Annotated in this window: 16 protein-coding genes; 13 read left to right on the top strand and 3 right to left on the bottom strand. The window is 38.0% G+C overall.

The genetic code is table 11. The features are described from left to right. Nucleotides 1–44 precede the first annotated feature (44 nt). From ACTJJF_RS11175 to ACTJJF_RS11165, 3 genes are all read left to right on the top strand, one after another. Nucleotides 45–1,331, top strand: a complete 1,287-nt coding sequence (locus ACTJJF_RS11175; RefSeq protein ID WP_312300033.1) for a citrate synthase — start codon at nucleotides 45–47, stop codon at nucleotides 1,329–1,331. Nucleotides 1,332–1,638: 307 nt separating this feature from the next. Next, a complete protein-coding gene (locus tag ACTJJF_RS11170; RefSeq protein ID WP_440699718.1) occupies nucleotides 1,639–2,700 on the top strand; it encodes a helix-turn-helix domain-containing protein in 1,062 nt (353 codons plus the stop codon). 79 nt (nucleotides 2,701–2,779) lie between these two features. Then, nucleotides 2,780–4,954: a TonB-dependent receptor domain-containing protein gene (locus tag ACTJJF_RS11165; RefSeq protein WP_440699717.1), complete on the top strand. Its 2,175-nt coding sequence runs from the start codon at nucleotides 2,780–2,782 to the stop codon at nucleotides 4,952–4,954. A gap of 37 nt (nucleotides 4,955–4,991) precedes the next feature. On the opposite strand, the gene ACTJJF_RS11160 is transcribed toward ACTJJF_RS11165, so the two are convergent. Further along, nucleotides 4,992–5,156: a hypothetical protein gene (locus tag ACTJJF_RS11160; protein ID WP_312300027.1), complete on the bottom strand. Its 165-nt coding sequence runs from the start codon at nucleotides 5,154–5,156 to the stop codon at nucleotides 4,992–4,994. Nucleotides 5,157–5,427: 271 nt separating this feature from the next. Beyond that, nucleotides 5,428–5,595, bottom strand: coding sequence for a hypothetical protein (locus ACTJJF_RS11155; protein WP_312300025.1), 168 nt, complete (start codon nucleotides 5,593–5,595; stop codon nucleotides 5,428–5,430). Nucleotides 5,596–6,055: 460 nt separating this feature from the next. On the opposite strand from ACTJJF_RS11155, the gene ACTJJF_RS11150 reads away from it, so the two are divergent. The 10 genes from ACTJJF_RS11150 to ACTJJF_RS11105 all read left to right on the top strand — a co-directional run bounded on the left by ACTJJF_RS11150 (nucleotide 6,056) and on the right by ACTJJF_RS11105 (nucleotide 16,133). Continuing rightward, complete coding sequence (locus tag ACTJJF_RS11150) at nucleotides 6,056–6,970, top strand: dimethylarginine dimethylaminohydrolase family protein (protein WP_440699716.1); 915 nt, start codon at nucleotides 6,056–6,058, stop codon at nucleotides 6,968–6,970. Nucleotides 6,971–7,053: 83 nt separating this feature from the next. Then, complete coding sequence (gene ctlX, locus ACTJJF_RS11145; protein WP_312300019.1) at nucleotides 7,054–7,977, top strand: citrulline utilization hydrolase CtlX; 924 nt, start codon at nucleotides 7,054–7,056, stop codon at nucleotides 7,975–7,977. Between the two features lie 20 nt (nucleotides 7,978–7,997). Further along, complete coding sequence (locus ACTJJF_RS11140) at nucleotides 7,998–8,357, top strand: S-adenosylmethionine decarboxylase family protein (protein ID WP_312300017.1); 360 nt, start codon at nucleotides 7,998–8,000, stop codon at nucleotides 8,355–8,357. A 3-nt stretch (nucleotides 8,358–8,360) separates the two neighbouring features. Next, complete coding sequence (locus ACTJJF_RS11135; protein ID WP_440699715.1) at nucleotides 8,361–9,818, top strand: DUF4178 domain-containing protein; 1,458 nt, start codon at nucleotides 8,361–8,363, stop codon at nucleotides 9,816–9,818. Beyond that, nucleotides 9,818–10,021, top strand: coding sequence for a hypothetical protein (locus ACTJJF_RS11130; protein WP_440699714.1), 204 nt, complete (start codon nucleotides 9,818–9,820; stop codon nucleotides 10,019–10,021). The genes ACTJJF_RS11135 and ACTJJF_RS11130 overlap by 1 nt, the downstream gene beginning before the upstream one ends. 11 nt (nucleotides 10,022–10,032) lie before the next feature. After that, on the top strand, nucleotides 10,033–10,248 hold the full coding sequence (locus tag ACTJJF_RS11125; RefSeq protein ID WP_440699713.1) for a DUF350 domain-containing protein: 216 nt from the start codon (nucleotides 10,033–10,035) through the stop codon (nucleotides 10,246–10,248). Beyond that, complete coding sequence (locus tag ACTJJF_RS11120; RefSeq protein WP_440699712.1) at nucleotides 10,241–11,755, top strand: polyamine aminopropyltransferase; 1,515 nt, start codon at nucleotides 10,241–10,243, stop codon at nucleotides 11,753–11,755. Before ACTJJF_RS11125 ends, ACTJJF_RS11120 begins: the two co-directional genes overlap by 8 nt. A gap of 112 nt (nucleotides 11,756–11,867) precedes the next feature. Next, on the top strand, nucleotides 11,868–13,322 hold the full coding sequence (locus tag ACTJJF_RS11115; RefSeq protein WP_440699711.1) for an NAD(P)-binding protein: 1,455 nt from the start codon (nucleotides 11,868–11,870) through the stop codon (nucleotides 13,320–13,322). A gap of 2 nt (nucleotides 13,323–13,324) precedes the next feature. Beyond that, on the top strand, nucleotides 13,325–14,350 hold the full coding sequence (locus tag ACTJJF_RS11110) for a hypothetical protein (RefSeq protein ID WP_440699710.1): 1,026 nt from the start codon (nucleotides 13,325–13,327) through the stop codon (nucleotides 14,348–14,350). Between the two features lie 28 nt (nucleotides 14,351–14,378). Beyond that, nucleotides 14,379–16,133, top strand: a complete 1,755-nt coding sequence (locus ACTJJF_RS11105; RefSeq protein WP_440699709.1) for a discoidin domain-containing protein — start codon at nucleotides 14,379–14,381, stop codon at nucleotides 16,131–16,133. A 150-nt stretch (nucleotides 16,134–16,283) separates the two neighbouring features. On the opposite strand, the gene ACTJJF_RS11100 is transcribed toward ACTJJF_RS11105, so the two are convergent. Further along, a complete protein-coding gene (locus tag ACTJJF_RS11100; RefSeq protein WP_440699708.1) occupies nucleotides 16,284–17,141 on the bottom strand; it encodes an alpha/beta hydrolase fold domain-containing protein in 858 nt (285 codons plus the stop codon). Between the last annotated feature and the right edge of the window lie 41 nt (nucleotides 17,142–17,182).

Here is a 17,182-nt window from a genome sequence, read left to right as displayed (position 1 = left end):
CGTATTTTATGGAAAGTGGTATATTTAAAAAAAATAAATAAATAATGTCAGACAACAAAGTAATATTGAATTACGACGGTAATTCATATGAATATCCAATCGTGGATAGTACTATCGGAGACAGAGGGATTGATATTTCAAAATTAAGAGACCAGACAGGTTTGATCACTCTGGATTTAGGTTACAAAAATACAGGAGCTACCATTAGCGACATCACTTACTTAGACGGAGATAAAGGAGAATTATTCTACAGAGGTTATCCAATTGAGCAGATTGCTGAAAAATCTAACTTCACAGAAGTAATGTATCTTTTATTACATGGAGAATTACCTACTCAGGATCAGTTTACTTCTTTCGACAACAATATCAAAAAATATAACTTCATCGCAGACGAAATGAAAAAGATCATTGATGTTTTTCCTCGTTCTGCTCACCCTATGGGAGTTTTATCTTCTTTAACTTCTGCTTTGACAGCTTTCAACCCAAAAGCAGTTAACGTAAACTCTAAAGAAGAAATGGATCACGCAGCTGAGCTGATGATCGCTAAGTTCTCTCACCTTTGTGCATGGACTTACAGAAAAACTCAAGGTTTACCATTAAACCATGGAGATAACAACCTAAACTATGTAGAGAACTTCTACAAAATGGCATTCAGATTACCAAACGCTGATTTCGAAATCGATCCGGTAGTTGTAAATGCTTTAGATAAATTATTAATCCTTCACGCAGACCACGAGCAAAACTGTTCTACTTCTACAGTAAGAATGGTAGGTTCTGCTCACACAGGTCTTTTCGCTTCTATCTCTGCAGGGGTATCTGCACTTTGGGGACCACTTCACGGTGGAGCTAACCAGGCAGTAATCGAAATGCTTGAATTGATCGAAAAAGATGGTGGTGATGTATCTAAATACGTTGCTAAAGCTAAAGATAAGAGTGATAACTTCCGTTTGATGGGATTCGGACACAGAGTTTACAAAAACTTCGACCCAAGAGCGAAAATTATCAAGAAAGCTGCTGATGATATCCTTACAGCATTAGGTATTCAGGATAAAGCTCTTGATATTGCAATGCAGTTAGAAAGAGTAGCTCTTGAAGATGATTACTTCGTAGAAAGAAAACTATATCCAAACGTAGATTTCTATTCTGGAATTATCTACAGAGCATTAGGAATTCCTACAGAAATGTTCACCGTAATGTTTGCATTAGGAAGACTTCCGGGATGGATTTCTCAGTGGAAAGAAATGAGACTGAAAGGAGACCCGATCGGAAGACCAAGACAGGTTTACCAAGGCGCTCAGCAAAGAAACTACATCGATATTGCAAGCAGATAATATTTGCTTACACCATAAAAAAATCCCAAGGCTTGCTTTGGGATTTTTTGTTTTTAATGATCACGAGCTGCCTCCAAATTGTTATCCACAATTATTATCATTCAATAGAAACGGGCTTTAGCCCGTTTACATCATAAAACAGAACATCCATTGGCTTCAGCCAAAACATAAATAAATTTTCACAAAATTATATATCCTGTTGAAATTGAATGCAATAAATGACTAAATTTACTCCTGCAGAATATCAATTCTGGCTAAAACCAGATGAATGATAGGGATCAGTATTTGTATTTAAAATAAGTAAACCATGACTTTCGGGCAACAGATGCTATTTTTCTTCAGTGCAGTGGGAGCTTTCAACGGGCTTCTTCTGGGAATCTATCTGCTGTTTGTAAAGAAGTTGAAATATATTCCGGATTTTTTCCTTGGACTTCTTTTGCTGATGCTGAGCACCAGAGTCGGCATTGCTGTATGCATTTATTTTTACCCGGATCTGCCAAGAATTATTCCGCATCTGGGACTTTCTGCCTTATTTTTTACAGGACCGGCGCTATATTATTATGTGAAATCTTCCTTCCAGCAGGAACATTTTAATTGGAAGAACTGCCAGAGATGGTTTGGAATACTAACTATCATTTTAGGAGCGGTCGGTTTATTATATCTGCTTTTCCCTGTTACATGGGAACATTATTTCGGAACCTTTATTTATACTGTATGGTCTGTATTTGTCTTCCTTGCAGCGTATCAATACTACAATTTTTCAAAACAGAATCACAAAAATCCTAACCAGTTTGTTTTTCCGGTTCTGATCAGTAATATCATTATCTTTTTAACATACCAGCTGATTTCAACAGGCTGGGTACAGATCTACTGCGCTGGAGGAAGTCTGGTATTTTCATTTGTGCTGTATGCCAATTTTTTAATTTTATTCAACAAAAAATATCAGCAGCTTCCGGTAAAAGGAACTGAAAGATATTCTAATAAAAAGATTTCAGGGGCTCAGGCCAGTAGCTTTACCATAAAATTAGAACGGCTGATGCATTCAGAAGAATTATATAAAAATCCTAATCTGAAACTGGGTGATCTTGCATCCAGAATGAATATGTCTGCCCATCAGCTTTCCCAGTTGCTGAATGATAATCTGGGCAAAAGCTTTTCAACTTACATTAACGAATACAGGATTGATGAAGCCTGTGAAAAAATTGAAAACGGGTCTTATTTCAAAATTGAAGAGATCGGCTATGAAGTAGGTTTCAACTCCAAGTCTACATTTTTCTCCACTTTCAAGAAAATTAAAAATACAACTCCGCTTTTATACAAACAGTCTCAATCCCCTTCTGATACAAGGTTTCAGAGTTCAGATTTATAATTTTGTACTTCGGGATTTTAACTTCAAAACCTCTTTTTTACGGTAGCCCAATATTTTTGATCTCATAAATTTAAGAGATATGATCATCAAATTATGGCTGTTATTGCTGCTTCTCTTTTTATCATTTTTTGGAAAAGCACAACAGGTTACAACAGGTAAACCAACCGATTCTCTGAAGCATATAAATGATAAAACGACTGATATTTCAGAAGTCATTATTCAATCTCCAACAAGAAATATAAAGCTGAATGATGGAAATCTGACGATGGCCGTTTCCGGTAATAAAGATTTTAAAACATCTGCCAACCTTCTTGAAGTGTTGAGAAAAACACCGGGAGTAATTGTAGATCAGGAAGACGGTATCTTTGTGGGGGGAAGAGTCACTCCGGCAGTATTTATAGATGGAAAAGCTGTAGTGCTGAGTACGCAGGAGCTGCAGGCTTATTTGCGCTCATTATCACCGGAAATGGTAGAGTCTATTGAAGTAAATACCAATCCATCATCAAAATACGATGCAGAATTCAAAGGGATTATTGATATTAAATTTAAAAAAAACAGCAATCTTGGCTGGAGAGGAAATTATAATGGAAATATTTATGTCAATAGGTTTAATTACAGAGAAAATACAGTAAACCTTTCATATAATACGGAGAAAGTTGCCTATAATCTGCTGATGGGTTATAATGATGGGATTTCCACATATCGCTATAATGCTTTACAGAAATTGGCTAATACCAATATCTTGCGAACCAATACCTATCAGAAAGACAAGGGCTCGGTTTACAGCATTCAGGCCGGTGCAGATTTCAGGTTAAATGCTAAAAATAAATTCGGTTTATATCTGAGGAGTAATTTCAGAACGAATGACCGTATGCGTACAGGAACATTGTATACTGCTGATAAAAGTGAAACACAGGTTGTTTTTAATACCGGAAGCGAAAATCCAATAGACTATTCACAGAATAATTATGGGCTGGCTACTGATTATACTTTTCAGAATAAAGATTTTAAAATAGGTTTTTTAGGGAATTATCTTTCTGTGAAAAACAAACAGCAGGATGAATTCATCAATAGAGATAAACCTTCTTCGGGACTTATATCTTATTGGAAATCTGATCTTTTTAATAAAATCGATATTTATACGGGCCAGATTGATGCCTCACAAAAAATCGGAAATGCAGAAATAGAAGCTGGATTTAAATACAGCCATTCACTTACTCATAATAATATCAGGTATGATACCCTGTCTGTCAACAATCAATTTGTATTTGATCCTACGAGAAGCAATATTTTCACGTACAAAGAAAAAATTATAGCCGGCTATATCGCTTACAGGCAGAAAATTGGAAAATTTCAGATGAATGTAGGGCTAAGATTTGAAAATACTCAGAGTATTTCAAATGCAGTTACCATTGATTCCGTTGTTTCGAGAAACTATCCTGAATGGCTGCCGTCTTTCAGTGCCAATTATTCTTCCAATAAATCTAATGAATGGTCTCTTTCCTACAGCAGAAAAATAACCAGACCCGTTTTTTCACAGCTTAATCCATTCCGGTCTTACTTCAGTCCATTGAACTATTGGATAGGGAATCCTTATCTTTTGCCATCCCTTACCAGCCAGATTAAGGCTACTTACCGTTATAAAAACTGGATTACCAGCTTTAGCATAGGAAAAGAAAGTGATGTAATGACCCGTTATCCTGTCTACAACCCGGAAACCAATGTACTCCAATATCTCGGTACCAATCTCCCGTACCGTAAGTTTGCTTCTGTGGAGATCAGTTTTCCATTAAAAATTACAAAATGGTGGAATGCCAGCAGTCAGTTGGCGGGATATTACAATTACGAATTCAGGCCTTATCTTGAAGAAGTCTTCGCATTGGCTGTTTATAATTATGAAATAAGGCTAAACCAGGTCTTTACTTTACCCAAAGGATATACAATTAACCTGTTTGCTAACTATGAATCTAAAACAGGGAACAGCCTTTACATTATTAAACCACGCTATGCTGTAGATCTGTCTGTTCAGAAATTATGGCTGGATAATAAGCTGAATACAAAGATTGGGTACAATAATATTTTTGATTCCAATGATCAGAATCTTGAATTCAGGCATAAACAGATCATGGACAACCGCTTTACCCATTGGTGGGACAGCAGTAGATTTTTTCTCTCGCTAAGCTATACTTTCGGAAGTTCAAAGTATCAGGCAAAAGAAACTCAGAGAACAGAAGAAGAAAACAGAGCAAGATAAAAGAAAAACCTGCTTAGAAAAAGCAGGCTTATTATTCTTACGGGCAAACACAGTTACCACAAGTCCAGATTCTGCAGCTGCCATCGTCATTCCACTCACAGCAGTATCTTGGTTTAATAGGACCGATTCCTCCGGTTACTGATTTTTGTTGCTCTCTTCCTAATTTTTGAGCGTGCTTAAGCACTGAATTGTTTTTGTTCATGATCTTGATTTTTGATGTTAATAGTAAGTTTTAAAACAATATAATTTCATGTAAATTATATCACTAATATATGAATTTATTTTATTCTGAAAAAGAAATTATATTATTATATGTTTGGAATATAATGAGTTGTATCAAAACCAGTAATAGTAGTCATGTTTTTAAATAATATGCGATCACTCTGTAATATGAAATGGAAAGTTTATGTTGATGATCCGTGATAAAATAATAAAAGCCGTTTCATTAATTTGAAACGGCTTTCTCCATATTTTTATGGGCACTGGCATTTGCTGCATATCCATAAGAAACATTTCCCAGTGGTATCATCCCACTCACAGCATACTTTGGTTCCTGGCATAAATTCTCCTCCCATCACAGACTTTTGCTGCTCTCTTCCTAATTTTTGTGCATTTTTCAGCACCGGATTTTTCTTGCTCATGACTTTGTTTTTTTGATGTTAAATAGTAAAATTTTGTTGTATAATCTCTCGAGAATTATGTCACTAATTTATGAATTTCAAGAGGGTTGTGATTGTTTTTTCAGAGTTGTATGTAGATGGAAAACAGTTGTTTGTAGGGGGGCAATGAATTCTATGCCAATAAACTGGTTGCTGATCTAATGAGACGATTTTCATAGAAATATGATCAAAAATGAGTACTGCCAATATAATTTTACCTGAAAAATGAAACCAATTGCTCAACAAGGACGCAGGCTAAAATTTTAAGTGAAAATCTATGGTGGTATTTTCTGCATATATTGTATTCTGAGGATAAAATAACTGTAAATAAAACCTTCCTTAGAGTAACCGGAATATCGGGTAAAATTATAGGGGATAAAGCAATTCAAAAGTTTTCCAGATACAGACCTTTACTTATATTTGTAGTATTGCATAAATCTTTATGAGACTAAACATTAAAAACGAAACGGGAAGGCTGAGGTCAGTAGTACTAGGCCAGCCTAATTCTTTGGGAGCCGTTCCCACATTAGAGGAAAGTTATGACGCTAAGTCATATTACTCAATCGAACATAATATTTATCCTAAAGAGGAGGATATTATCAACGAAATGAACGCTTTTGAAGCTGTTCTGAAAAAATACGACGTAGAAGTTCTGCGTCCAAGCATCATTGAAGACTACAATCAGGTTTTTTCAAGAGATGTAGCCTTTGTGATTGACGACAAAATGATCATTTCCAATGTGATTGCAGACAGAGCAGACGAACAGGAAGCATATAAAAGTGTTTTTGAAAAAGTGGCATGGAGAAAAATTATCAATCTTCCGGAAACAGCCCATATCGAGGGGGGAGATGTTATTGTATGGAATGACTTTCTTTTCATCGGAACCTGCTTCAGCGAAGATTACAGAAACTATAAAACGGCGAGAACCAACGAATACGCCATCGAAATTTTAAAAGAATATTTTCCTAAGAAAAGAATCATTGATCTTGAACTTAAGAAAAATGATAAAGTCCCGTTTGAAGGAATCCTGCATCTGGACTGTACCTTCAACCCGGTAGGAGAAGATAAATGCATCATCTATAAAAACGGATTTGTAGATGAAAGTGACTACCGCCTGATCATTGATATTTTCGGAGAAGAAAACTGTTTCCATATCAATGACGAAGAAATGTTTGAAATGTTCCCGAATATTTTTTCTATTTCTCCCGAGGTAGTAGTTTCAGACAAAGCATTCACAAGAATGAACAACCACCTGAGAGATGTCTGGGGAATGACCGTTGAAGAAATTCCTTACAGAGAAATCTCTAAAATGGGAGGGCTGCTGAGATGCTCTACCATGCCGCTTGTGAGAGAATAATCGGGTAGGAGTGTTTTAGGGTTTGAGAGTGGAAGTGTTATAATCTTTCAATCTTCAATCTTTTAATTTTTAAATCAAAAAAAATGCAAACAACAGATACAGTACTAATGATAGAGCCGATCGCTTTCGGCTACAACGCGGAAACGGCGAAAAACAATTATTTCCAGGTGGAGCAAACAGGTTCTGATATCCAGTCAAAAGCTCTGGCAGAGTTCAATACTTTTGTAGGAAAGCTTAGAGGAAAAGGAATCAATGTGATTACCATAAAAGATACATTGGATCCTCATACCCCGGATTCCATTTTCCCCAATAACTGGGTGAGTTTTCATAAAGACGGAAAAGTAGTTTTATATCCGATGTTCGCATCCAACAGAAGAGTGGAGCGAAGAGAAGATATTCTTGAAAGCATCGAAAACCTTGGATTTGAAATTGATGAAATTGATGACTGGTCATTCTCTGAAACTCAGGGGCATTTTCTGGAAGGAACAGGCAGTATGATCTTTGATCATGACAATAAAATTGCATATGGTTCGGTTTCTTTAAGACTGGATGAAAAACTGTTCAGGGAATTCTGTACAAAATACGGTTTCACACCGGTTGTTTTCCATTCTTATCAGACAGTAGGTACAGAAAGGCTGCCTATATACCACACCAATGTAATGATGTGCGTTGCAGACAGGTTTGTGGTGATATGCCTTGATTGTATTGATGATGAGCTGGAAAGAGAAAAGGTTATTGAAACCATCAAAAACTCAGGAAAAGAGATTGTTGAAATTTCTGAAGAGCAGATGCAGCAGTTTGCAGGAAATATGCTTCAGGTTCAAAATAAAGATGGGGAAAAGTTCCTGGTAATGAGTCAGACCGCTTATCAATCTCTAACGCATGAACAGGTAGCAGCCATAGAAAAATACTGTGAAATCATCTATTCAGACCTGAATACGATCGAAGTAAACGGAGGCGGAAGTGCAAGATGTATGCTTGCTGAGGTTTTTCTTCCAAAAAAATAATATATTTACGAAAAAATTAATTGAACCCATTATCAAATAAAGGTTTACATATTCTTCTGACTTTGGAAACAGAGTCGGAAGATTTGTTATTAGACAGCGAAGGTTTTCTGGAATTTACAGAACAAATTCTGAGAACCAAAGAAGTGGAAATTGTAGGTGTTACCAGTCATGTTTTTGAAAACCAGAGTTTTACTTCAGCGGTATGCCTGAAAGAATCACATCTTTGTATTCATACATGGCCGGAATTCAGACAGCTTACGTTTGATGTTTTTCTTTGTAATTATACTCAGGATAACACGGCAAAAGTAGAGCAGATAGCTGATGAGGTGGTTCAATATTTTAAAGCTAATACCATTCAGAAACACAAAATTTACAGATAGAATATGCATTATGTCTGCCCAGCATGCGATTCGGAAAATAAATTAGACCTTACATTTCCTGTCAGGGAATATGTTTGTCAAACCTGTTCCCATCTCATTGATGTAGCATTAAATAACCATGCCAGACATCTGAAAGTACCCACTGAAAATGTTGTACTGGATATCGGACAGAAAGGTAAAATCGGAGATACGGAATATACCGTTACCGCAATTATTGTAAGGAAATATGGATCCAGTATTTTCTGGCGTGAATATTACCTTAAAGACAGCAAAGGTAATGATGCCTTTTTGAGTGAAAGTGACGGGCATTGGGTATTCCTGATACCGATACCGGCTACTGATTTTAAAAGCAAGGATTCCCAGATAGCCACCTATGCCGGGAGAAATTACCGTTGGTATGAAACTTCCCAATGCAGCATTCACGCTGCTGCAGGCTTTTTTGATGAAAAGCTGGATTTCAGTCTTGCTACCTACAAAGAATACGTCAATGGAACCCGTATGATCTCTCAGGAGAAAACAGGAAAAAAAATACAGTATTTCTATGGAGCCCACATTCCCAGGGATAAAGTCAAAAGAGCTTTTAAAATAGCGAATATGCCGTTTTATACCGGTATAGGGATCGTGCAGCCATATTACGTAGATACAAGGCAGGCCATCAATATCTTTTGTATAGCGGCATTGCTCATATGCCTGCTTCAGATGTATGTATATACTTCAAGAACCAATGAAACCGTTTTTGCAGAGACCATCAATTTCGCTGATGTACAGGATAAGGAAATGGTCAGCAAAAGCTTTACCCTTTCCGGAGGTTCGGCGCCATTAAAGGTAAATGCATTTTCAGGAGTGGACAATTCCTGGGCCAATATCCAGCTGAGTCTTGTGAATGAAAAAACCAATGAAATTATCTATACCTCCAGAGATATCGAGCAATATCATGGCTATGAAGATGGAGAAAGCTGGTCAGAAGGAAGCCAGGCCGAAGAATTTAATCTTTGCGGAGTAGGTTCCGGAAACTATCATTTTCTTATTTCTGCAGAGAAGGAAGGCTCTTTACCTACCTTTTCCAACCTTCAGTCACCGGATTCAAAAGTGATGATATCACGGGATAAATCAGGAACCATAGAAATTACCGATATCTATAAGGGACAGACGACAACCTTTGCAGACGGGAAGACACTGGAAAAAGATACGTCGGAAGTTGCCCGGTTGACAAAGGCGTCTTTCGGGACCCAAAAGCTGGACTCTCTGATTAATGCTGAAGCTCCAAAGCTCACTACAGATCCCATTTCAAGCAATACTTATGTACAGCTTAAAGCTACCTGGCTTCCCGTATCATTCTGGAATTTCGGATTTATTCTGTTTATAATGGTTGCCCTTTTTGTAGCAATGCTTATCGGAAAACATTTTTTCAATGTGAAAAAATGGAACAATAGCTCAAATTCACCCTATTCTCCATCATAATGATCACCAATATTTTAGACTATATAAGACAAAACTGGATCCTCTGCCTGCTTGGTGGGTTTTTCCTGTCATGGTTTGTATACCTTACCTATCAGGGAAATCAGGTCTGCGACTGTGCCAAAACAGAAACCTATCGTGACGGAACCACCAGAAGCCATTCCAGAGGAAGTGGAGTAGGATTTTACAGATATTATCACAAATAAAATATAAAACTATGGACAACATCAATCTATTACCAATATTCAATTCAGTTCTTTATTCATTTTTAGGAATTGCCATTCTGCTGGTATGCTATTTCGTTATAGAAAAACTCACTCCGGAAAAAACATGGCACGAGATTGCCCAGAATAAAAATATTGCACTGGCAATTGTGTTCGGGGCATTTATCATCGGGATTTCAATGATCATAAGCGCTGCAATTCATGGATAAAAAGAGGATCCCTCTTGAGCTGCTTTTATTGTTTTCGGTATTTGTTATTGCTACATGCGGGTTGATTTATGAGTTGGTGGCGGGAGCACTGGCAAGCTACCTTCTGGGAGATTCTGTAAAGCAGTTTTCTTTCATTATCGGTGTTTATTTATTTTCGATGGGAGTAGGTTCCTATCTGGCGAAATTCATTAAAGGAAACCTCATCGATAAATTCGTTGAGATTGAGATCCTGGTTGGAATAGTAGGCGGAATCAGTTCTGTGGTTCTTTTTATTCTCTTCAATACCTTAGCACATTTTGAAAGCGTTCTGTATCTTTTTGTCTTTTTTACCGGATGTCTGGTAGGGGTGGAAATTCCGCTTCTGATGAATATTCTGAAAGACAGGGTACAGTTTAAAGATTTAGTTTCAAATGTCTTTGCATTCGATTATATCGGTGCTTTACTGGCATCAATTCTTTTTCCGCTGGTTTTGATTCCGAAACTGGGCATCGTAAAAACACCATTGTTTTTTGGACTGATCAATGTTTCTATTGCCATATTTCTTTGCTATTACCTTACTAAAGAACTGTCGAAACCGCTTTCTCTAAAAGTGAAATCAATTGGTGCATTTGCCTTTTTGTTGGGGCTTTTCTTCTTTTCAGATAGGATTTTGTCTTATTCAGAAGAGAAGCTATATGGCGAAAATGTAGTGTTTACCAAAAGTTCACCTTACCAAAGAATTGTATTGACAAGGAATACCCATGAATTCCGTTTATATTTAAATAACAACTTACAGTTTTCATCCACAGATGAATACCGTTACCATGAAGCTTTGGTACATCCGGCAATGTCTATGGCCAAAAATATTGATCAGATCCTGATCCTTGGAGGTGGAGATGGTTTTGCTGCAAGAGAAGTATTGAAATACAAAGACGTCAAAAAAATTACCCTTGTAGACCTTGATGGTGAAATGACTCAGTTTTTTAAGAACAATGAAACGATGCGCAGGCTGAACCAAAATTCTTTTTCTGATCCCAAAGTGGAAGTAATCAATAAAGATGCTTACATTTGGGTAAAAGGGAACAAAAAGAAGTTTGATGTCATCATCATAGACTTTCCTGACCCGTCCAATTACAGCTTAGGAAAACTATATTCCTTACAGTTTTATAAAGAACTTGAGAGACTTGCTACTCTTGATACCAAAATTGTGGTTCAGACTACTTCACCATACTTTGCACCCAAATCTTTCTGGTGTATAGAAAAAACGATCAATCAGATCTTTCCCTTCACGGCAGCCTATCATACCTATGTACCCTCATTTGGGGAATGGGGATTCTCAATGGCTTCATTTGAACCTGTCAATAACAGAATTTACAGAAGGCTTCCCGACTTAAAGTACTATGATTACAACTTTCCACAGATGTCTTATTTCAACAAAGATATGAAGGTGAAAGATGTAGAAGTTAACCGTCTGGATAACCAGATATTAGTCCGTTATTTTGATGAAGAGTGGGGCAAGGTACAGTAGAAAGGATTTCCTTAAAACTATATTTTTAGGTAGCCTTATAATCCCTTTTCTGCAGTATTGCGGAAAGAAGGTAAAATCCTTACTGCTTAAAATTACAGGAACCGATCACGTATTGGGACACAAGCTGTGGGCAAAAGACTTTCCACAGTTTTCAGAAGTTATCCACACAAAATATCTCGTTGTAGGCGGTGGGATTTCTGGACTTTCTGCCTGCAGATTCTTTAATCAGAATCATGAGAAAGATTATCTGCTTTTGGAAATGGAAAACCATTTGGGTGGAAACTCTTCCAATGGGCAGAATACATTCTCAAAATTCCCTCTGGGAGCTCACTATTTACCATTACCCAATAAAGAAAATACAGAAATCATAGAATTCCTGAAAGAAGGCGGAATTTGTCTCGGAACAGAAGAGAACGGAGAGCCTGTTCTGGATGAATACCAGATGACCTTTCCACAGCAGGAGAGACTGTTCTTCAAAAATTCATGGCAGAATGATGTGGTTCCACAAAAAGGAATTTCAGCTGCTACCCAGGACGAACTTACCCGTTTTTTCAAAATGATGGATGAGTTCCGCATCAGAAAAGACACTGAAGGGAAATATTGGTTTGCCATTCCCGTGCATGATTCCAGTAAGGAAAATGAGGTGGTACAATTAGAAAATATTCTTTTCAGAGATTGGCTTAAACAACAGCATTTCCAGTCGGAAGAGTTGTTGTGGCTATTGGATTACTCCTGCAGGGACGATTACGGATTGGGAATAGACTATGTTTCAGCCTGGGCGGGAATCCATTACTTTGCAGGAAGGAAGAATAACTGGAGCAAAAACTATAAAGATCAGGTATTCACATGGCCGGAAGGAAACGCCAGACTGACCCGGCATTTTTTAAAATACACAGAGGAAAAGCATTTATCCGGACATCTGGTCTTTGATGTAAAAATCAATGATAAAGTTGAAGTATTGAGCTTTGATAATTCTTCGGAAAAAACAAAGAAGATCATCGCAGAGAAAGTCTTGTTTGCTACACCACAGTTTGTGAATGAAAGAATCTTTGATAATAAAAAAGCATCATCATTTCATTATGTTCCCTGGCTTCTTACGACTATTACGCTTCGGAATGAATTCGGGGGCGATGAAGAACTGGCCTGGGATAATGTGATCTATGGTTCTTCGGGTTTGGGATATATTTATGATCAGCATCAGAACATCAACCAGATCCTTGGTGAAAAGGTGATTACTTACTACAAAAGCTTTTCTACAGCAGATTGTAAAAAGGCAAGGAAAGGACTCTATGCAATGAAAGAAGCTGAACTGAAAACTTTAGTTTTAGAAGATCTGAAGAAAGCCCACCCGTTGATAGAAGACTTTATCCTGGAAATGCAGTTCCATAAAATAGGGCATGCCATGATCGCTCCGGTTCCCGGACAGATTTTTGGAAAAGCAGCTCAAACAGCCAAAGAAACTATTGGCAATAAAATATTTTTTGCCCATTCTGATCTCTCAGGAATATCTATTTTTGAAGAAGCCTTTTATCAGGGAGCCAGAACGGCGGCACAAATGATATCATAGAAATGAAACAGCCTTGGATACATAATGCGAAAACAGACTGGTGGTTTATATTATCTCCGCCTTTTCTGGTATTGCTGATCATTTTCATCTTTCAGAAGCAGATTCAGGCACTTGAAAACAGCTATTCTTTTTATACATGGCTTTTCCTCATTGTATTTGTAGATGTAGCCCATGTTTATTCTACACTGTTCAAAACGTATTTTGTAAAAGGAGAAGTACAGAAGAGAAAACTTTTATATATCGGAATTCCTTTATTGAGCTGGGGACTTGGGATTGCTTTATTCCAGTTGGGAGGGCTCACTTTCTGGTCAGTACTGGCATTGATTGCTGTATTCCATTTCATACGTCAGCAGTATGGTTTTATGCGGATCTATGCACGCTTTGAACCGAATAACTGGAGAAAGAGGATTGATGAGGTGGCCGTTTACACCGCTACAATTTATCCCATGTTGTATTGGTTTAAAACCCCGAGAGCCTTTACATGGTTTGTCAGCAATGAATTTAACTGGCTTCAGAACCTTCCGGATTACCTGCGTATTGCTACACCGCTGTACTTTGCCATACTGATCATCTGGATCGCAAAAACAGCTGATGAAACTTTTAAAACAAAACAGCTGAACATCCCTAAAACATCCCTAATCACCGGAACATTCCTTTCCTGGTATTTTGGAATTGTTTACTTTAATAATGACCTTCTTTTTACCTTTCTGAATGTCGTCTCACATGGGATTCCTTACGTTGCACTGATCTATATCCGGGAGATCAGGCAGAAAGAAAATCATCAGCTGGACAGATTGCTTATTTTTAAATCTGCCATGGGAATATTCCTGTTTATCGGAGTGATCCTGTGTTTTGCCCTGCTTGAAGAGTTCTTATGGGAAACCCTGGTCTGGAATGAACATTTTTCACTGGATTTTACTGTGCCGGAAACAATACTTCAGTTCCTAATTCCTTTATTGGTGGTCCCACAGCTTACCCATTACCTTCTGGACGGTTTTATCTGGAGAAAACCGAAAAAAGTTAGTTAACTTTGTCCTGAATGTTAAAAATCTAAAAATGAGACAATACCTTTTATCATTAGCCATTTTCCTGGGAATATGGGCAAACGGACAGCAGAAAACATTCTGTAATCCTATCAATGTCGATTACGGTTATACCCCTTTTGAAGCCTTTTCCAAACAGGGAAAACACCGGGCTACAGCCGATCCGGTAATTGTCAATTTTAAAGATAAACTCTTTCTTTTTTCTACCAACCAGGAAGGATACTGGTATAGCGATGATATGCTCGACTGGAAGTTCGTTAAAAGAAAATTTCTCAGAGACAATAAATACATTCACGATCTGAATGCTCCGGCGGTATGGGCAATGAAAGATACCCTGTATGTTTATGGCTCCACATGGGAACAGGATTTCCCGATCTGGAAGAGCACCAATCCTACTAAAGACGACTGGAAAATAGCGGTGGACACCTTGAAAGTTGGCGCATGGGATCCCGCATTTCATTACGATGAAAATAAAAATAAACTGTACCTGTACTGGGGATCCAGTAATGAATGGCCGTTACTGGGAACAGAAGTGAAAGTTAAAAACCTTCAGTCCGAAGGATTTGTAAAACCAATCATCAAGCTAAAGCCAGAAGATCATGGCTGGGAACGTTTCGGGGAGTATAATGACAATGTTTTTCTTCAGCCTTTTGTGGAAGGTGCCTGGATGACTAAGCATAACGGAAAATATTATATGCAGTATGGAGCCCCGGCAACGGAATTCAGCGGATATTCTGATGGAGTATATGTGAGTAAAAGTCCGTTGGAAGGCTTCGAGTATCAGCAGCACAACCCTTTTTCCTATAAGCCGGGAGGTTTTGCCAGAGGGGCAGGGCACGGAGCCACTTTTGAAGACAATTACAAAAACTGGTGGCATGTTTCAACCATTTTTATTTCCACTAAAAATAATTTTGAAAGAAGGCTGGGAATCTGGCCTGCAGGCTTTGATAAAGATGATGTAATGTACTGCAATACGGCCTATGGTGATTATCCGACTTACCTTCCTCAGTATGCTCAGGGAAAAGATTTTACAAAAGGGCTTTTTGCCGGATGGATGCTGCTGAATTACAACAAACCGGTTCAGGTGTCATCCACTTTGGGAGGATATCAGCCTAATTATGCCGTAGATGAAGATATTAAAACCTATTGGAGTGCTAAAACCGGAAATTCCGGGGAATGGTTTCAGACAGATCTTGGTGAAGTTTCTGCCATTAATGCCATTCAGATCAATTATGCTGATCAGGATGCCGAGTTTATGGGGAAAACCTCAGGGAAGATGCATCAGTATAAGATTTACGGATCCAATGACGGCAAAAGATGGAACGTTATTGTTGATAAAAGCAAAAATACAAAAGATGTTCCCCACGATTATGTTGAACTGGAAAAACCTGCAAAAGCAAGATTCCTTAAAATGGAAAATCTTAAAATGCCTACCGGAAAATTTGCTCTGAGCGGTTTCAGGGTATTTGGAAAGGGAGCAGGAGAAAAACCAGGAAAAGTACAGGGATTTGTTCCGTTGAGATCTGATCCTAAAAAATATGGTGAAAGAAGAAGTATCTGGATGAAATGGCAGCAGAACCCGGAAGCTGACGGTTATGTGATCTACTGGGGAAAATCGCCTGACAAAATGTACGGCAGCATTATGGTATACGGTAAGAATGAATATTTCTTTACAGGTGCAGACAGAACGGATGCCTATTATTTCCAGATTGAAGCTTTCAATGCTAACGGAGTGTCTGAGAAAACTGAAATTGTGAAATCTGAATAAGGTCAGGAAGCTGGAGGCCGGAAGTAGGAAGTACTTTGAGTGAAAGGTATAACTATTACAAGTTTATATGATTTTTTAATCTATAATTACGATTGAAATGAGAGTTTATAATAACTTCCTGCCTCTTGTTTCTGCTTACCTCCAAAGCATTTATTTCTTATCAATATGTTTAAGGAAAAGGTCTATTTTGTCAATCAGGAAAGCGTCATTCGGAGACTGGTCCCAGTCCAGGTGGCCACCATTAAAGGAGTAGCTTTCATGCATAACATTATTTTGGGTTAAGACAGAATCCAGAATTTTACCTTGTGTAAAGGGGATAACACGGTCCGTTGTTCCGTAGTAGGACAAAGTAGGAGGTGATGTGTGATCAATCCAGCGGATAGGGCTGGCAAAATCTATCCGGGAAATTCCGGGCTCCGGGACACGGGGATCTACAAGCCTTCTTTCTACAAAAGAATATTCCTGGTAATTTCTGAAACTCTGATCAGAGAGATCTGCAGGTCCTACGATATTAATGACTGCTTTAACCTTTTTCAGAGGATCGGAATGATAAGCATACAGCATTGATAAATGCCCCCCGGCACTGTTTCCCAATAAAATCAGCCTTGGACTATAGCCTAATTTTTTCGTTAAAAGCTGAGAAACCTCCCGAATATCATAAAGTTGGTTGGGTAATGCATAATTCGTTTCCGAAGCGAGTCTGTAATTCATATTCACAAAAATATGCTCCGGGAACTTTTTCATCAGGGAAAGGGTAAAGAAAGTCAATTGAGATTTGTTTCCGGCACGCCAACCACCACCGTGGATTACGATGAAGGCTTCTCTTGTGGTATCTCCTTTTTTGTGGGGAATATATAGGTCCATCACCTGATCAGAATCAGGTCCGTAAGAGAGGTCAGTCTCTTTATTAAAACTGATATGCTCTCCGAAGCTGACCTTTTTATCTTTGCAGCTGATCAACAGAAGAAATAAAGTCAGAAATGCAAATATAGCGGTTGATCCTTTCATGCATTAAAGATAAAAAACCCGATGAAAAATCAACGGGTTAT

The sequence above is a fragment of the Chryseobacterium sp. 22458 genome (assembly GCF_052044975.1).
GTDB lineage: Bacteria > Bacteroidota > Bacteroidia > Flavobacteriales > Weeksellaceae > Chryseobacterium.
Note: the sequence above shows the minus strand (reverse complement) of the source record. Positions and strands in the feature narration are given on the sequence as shown.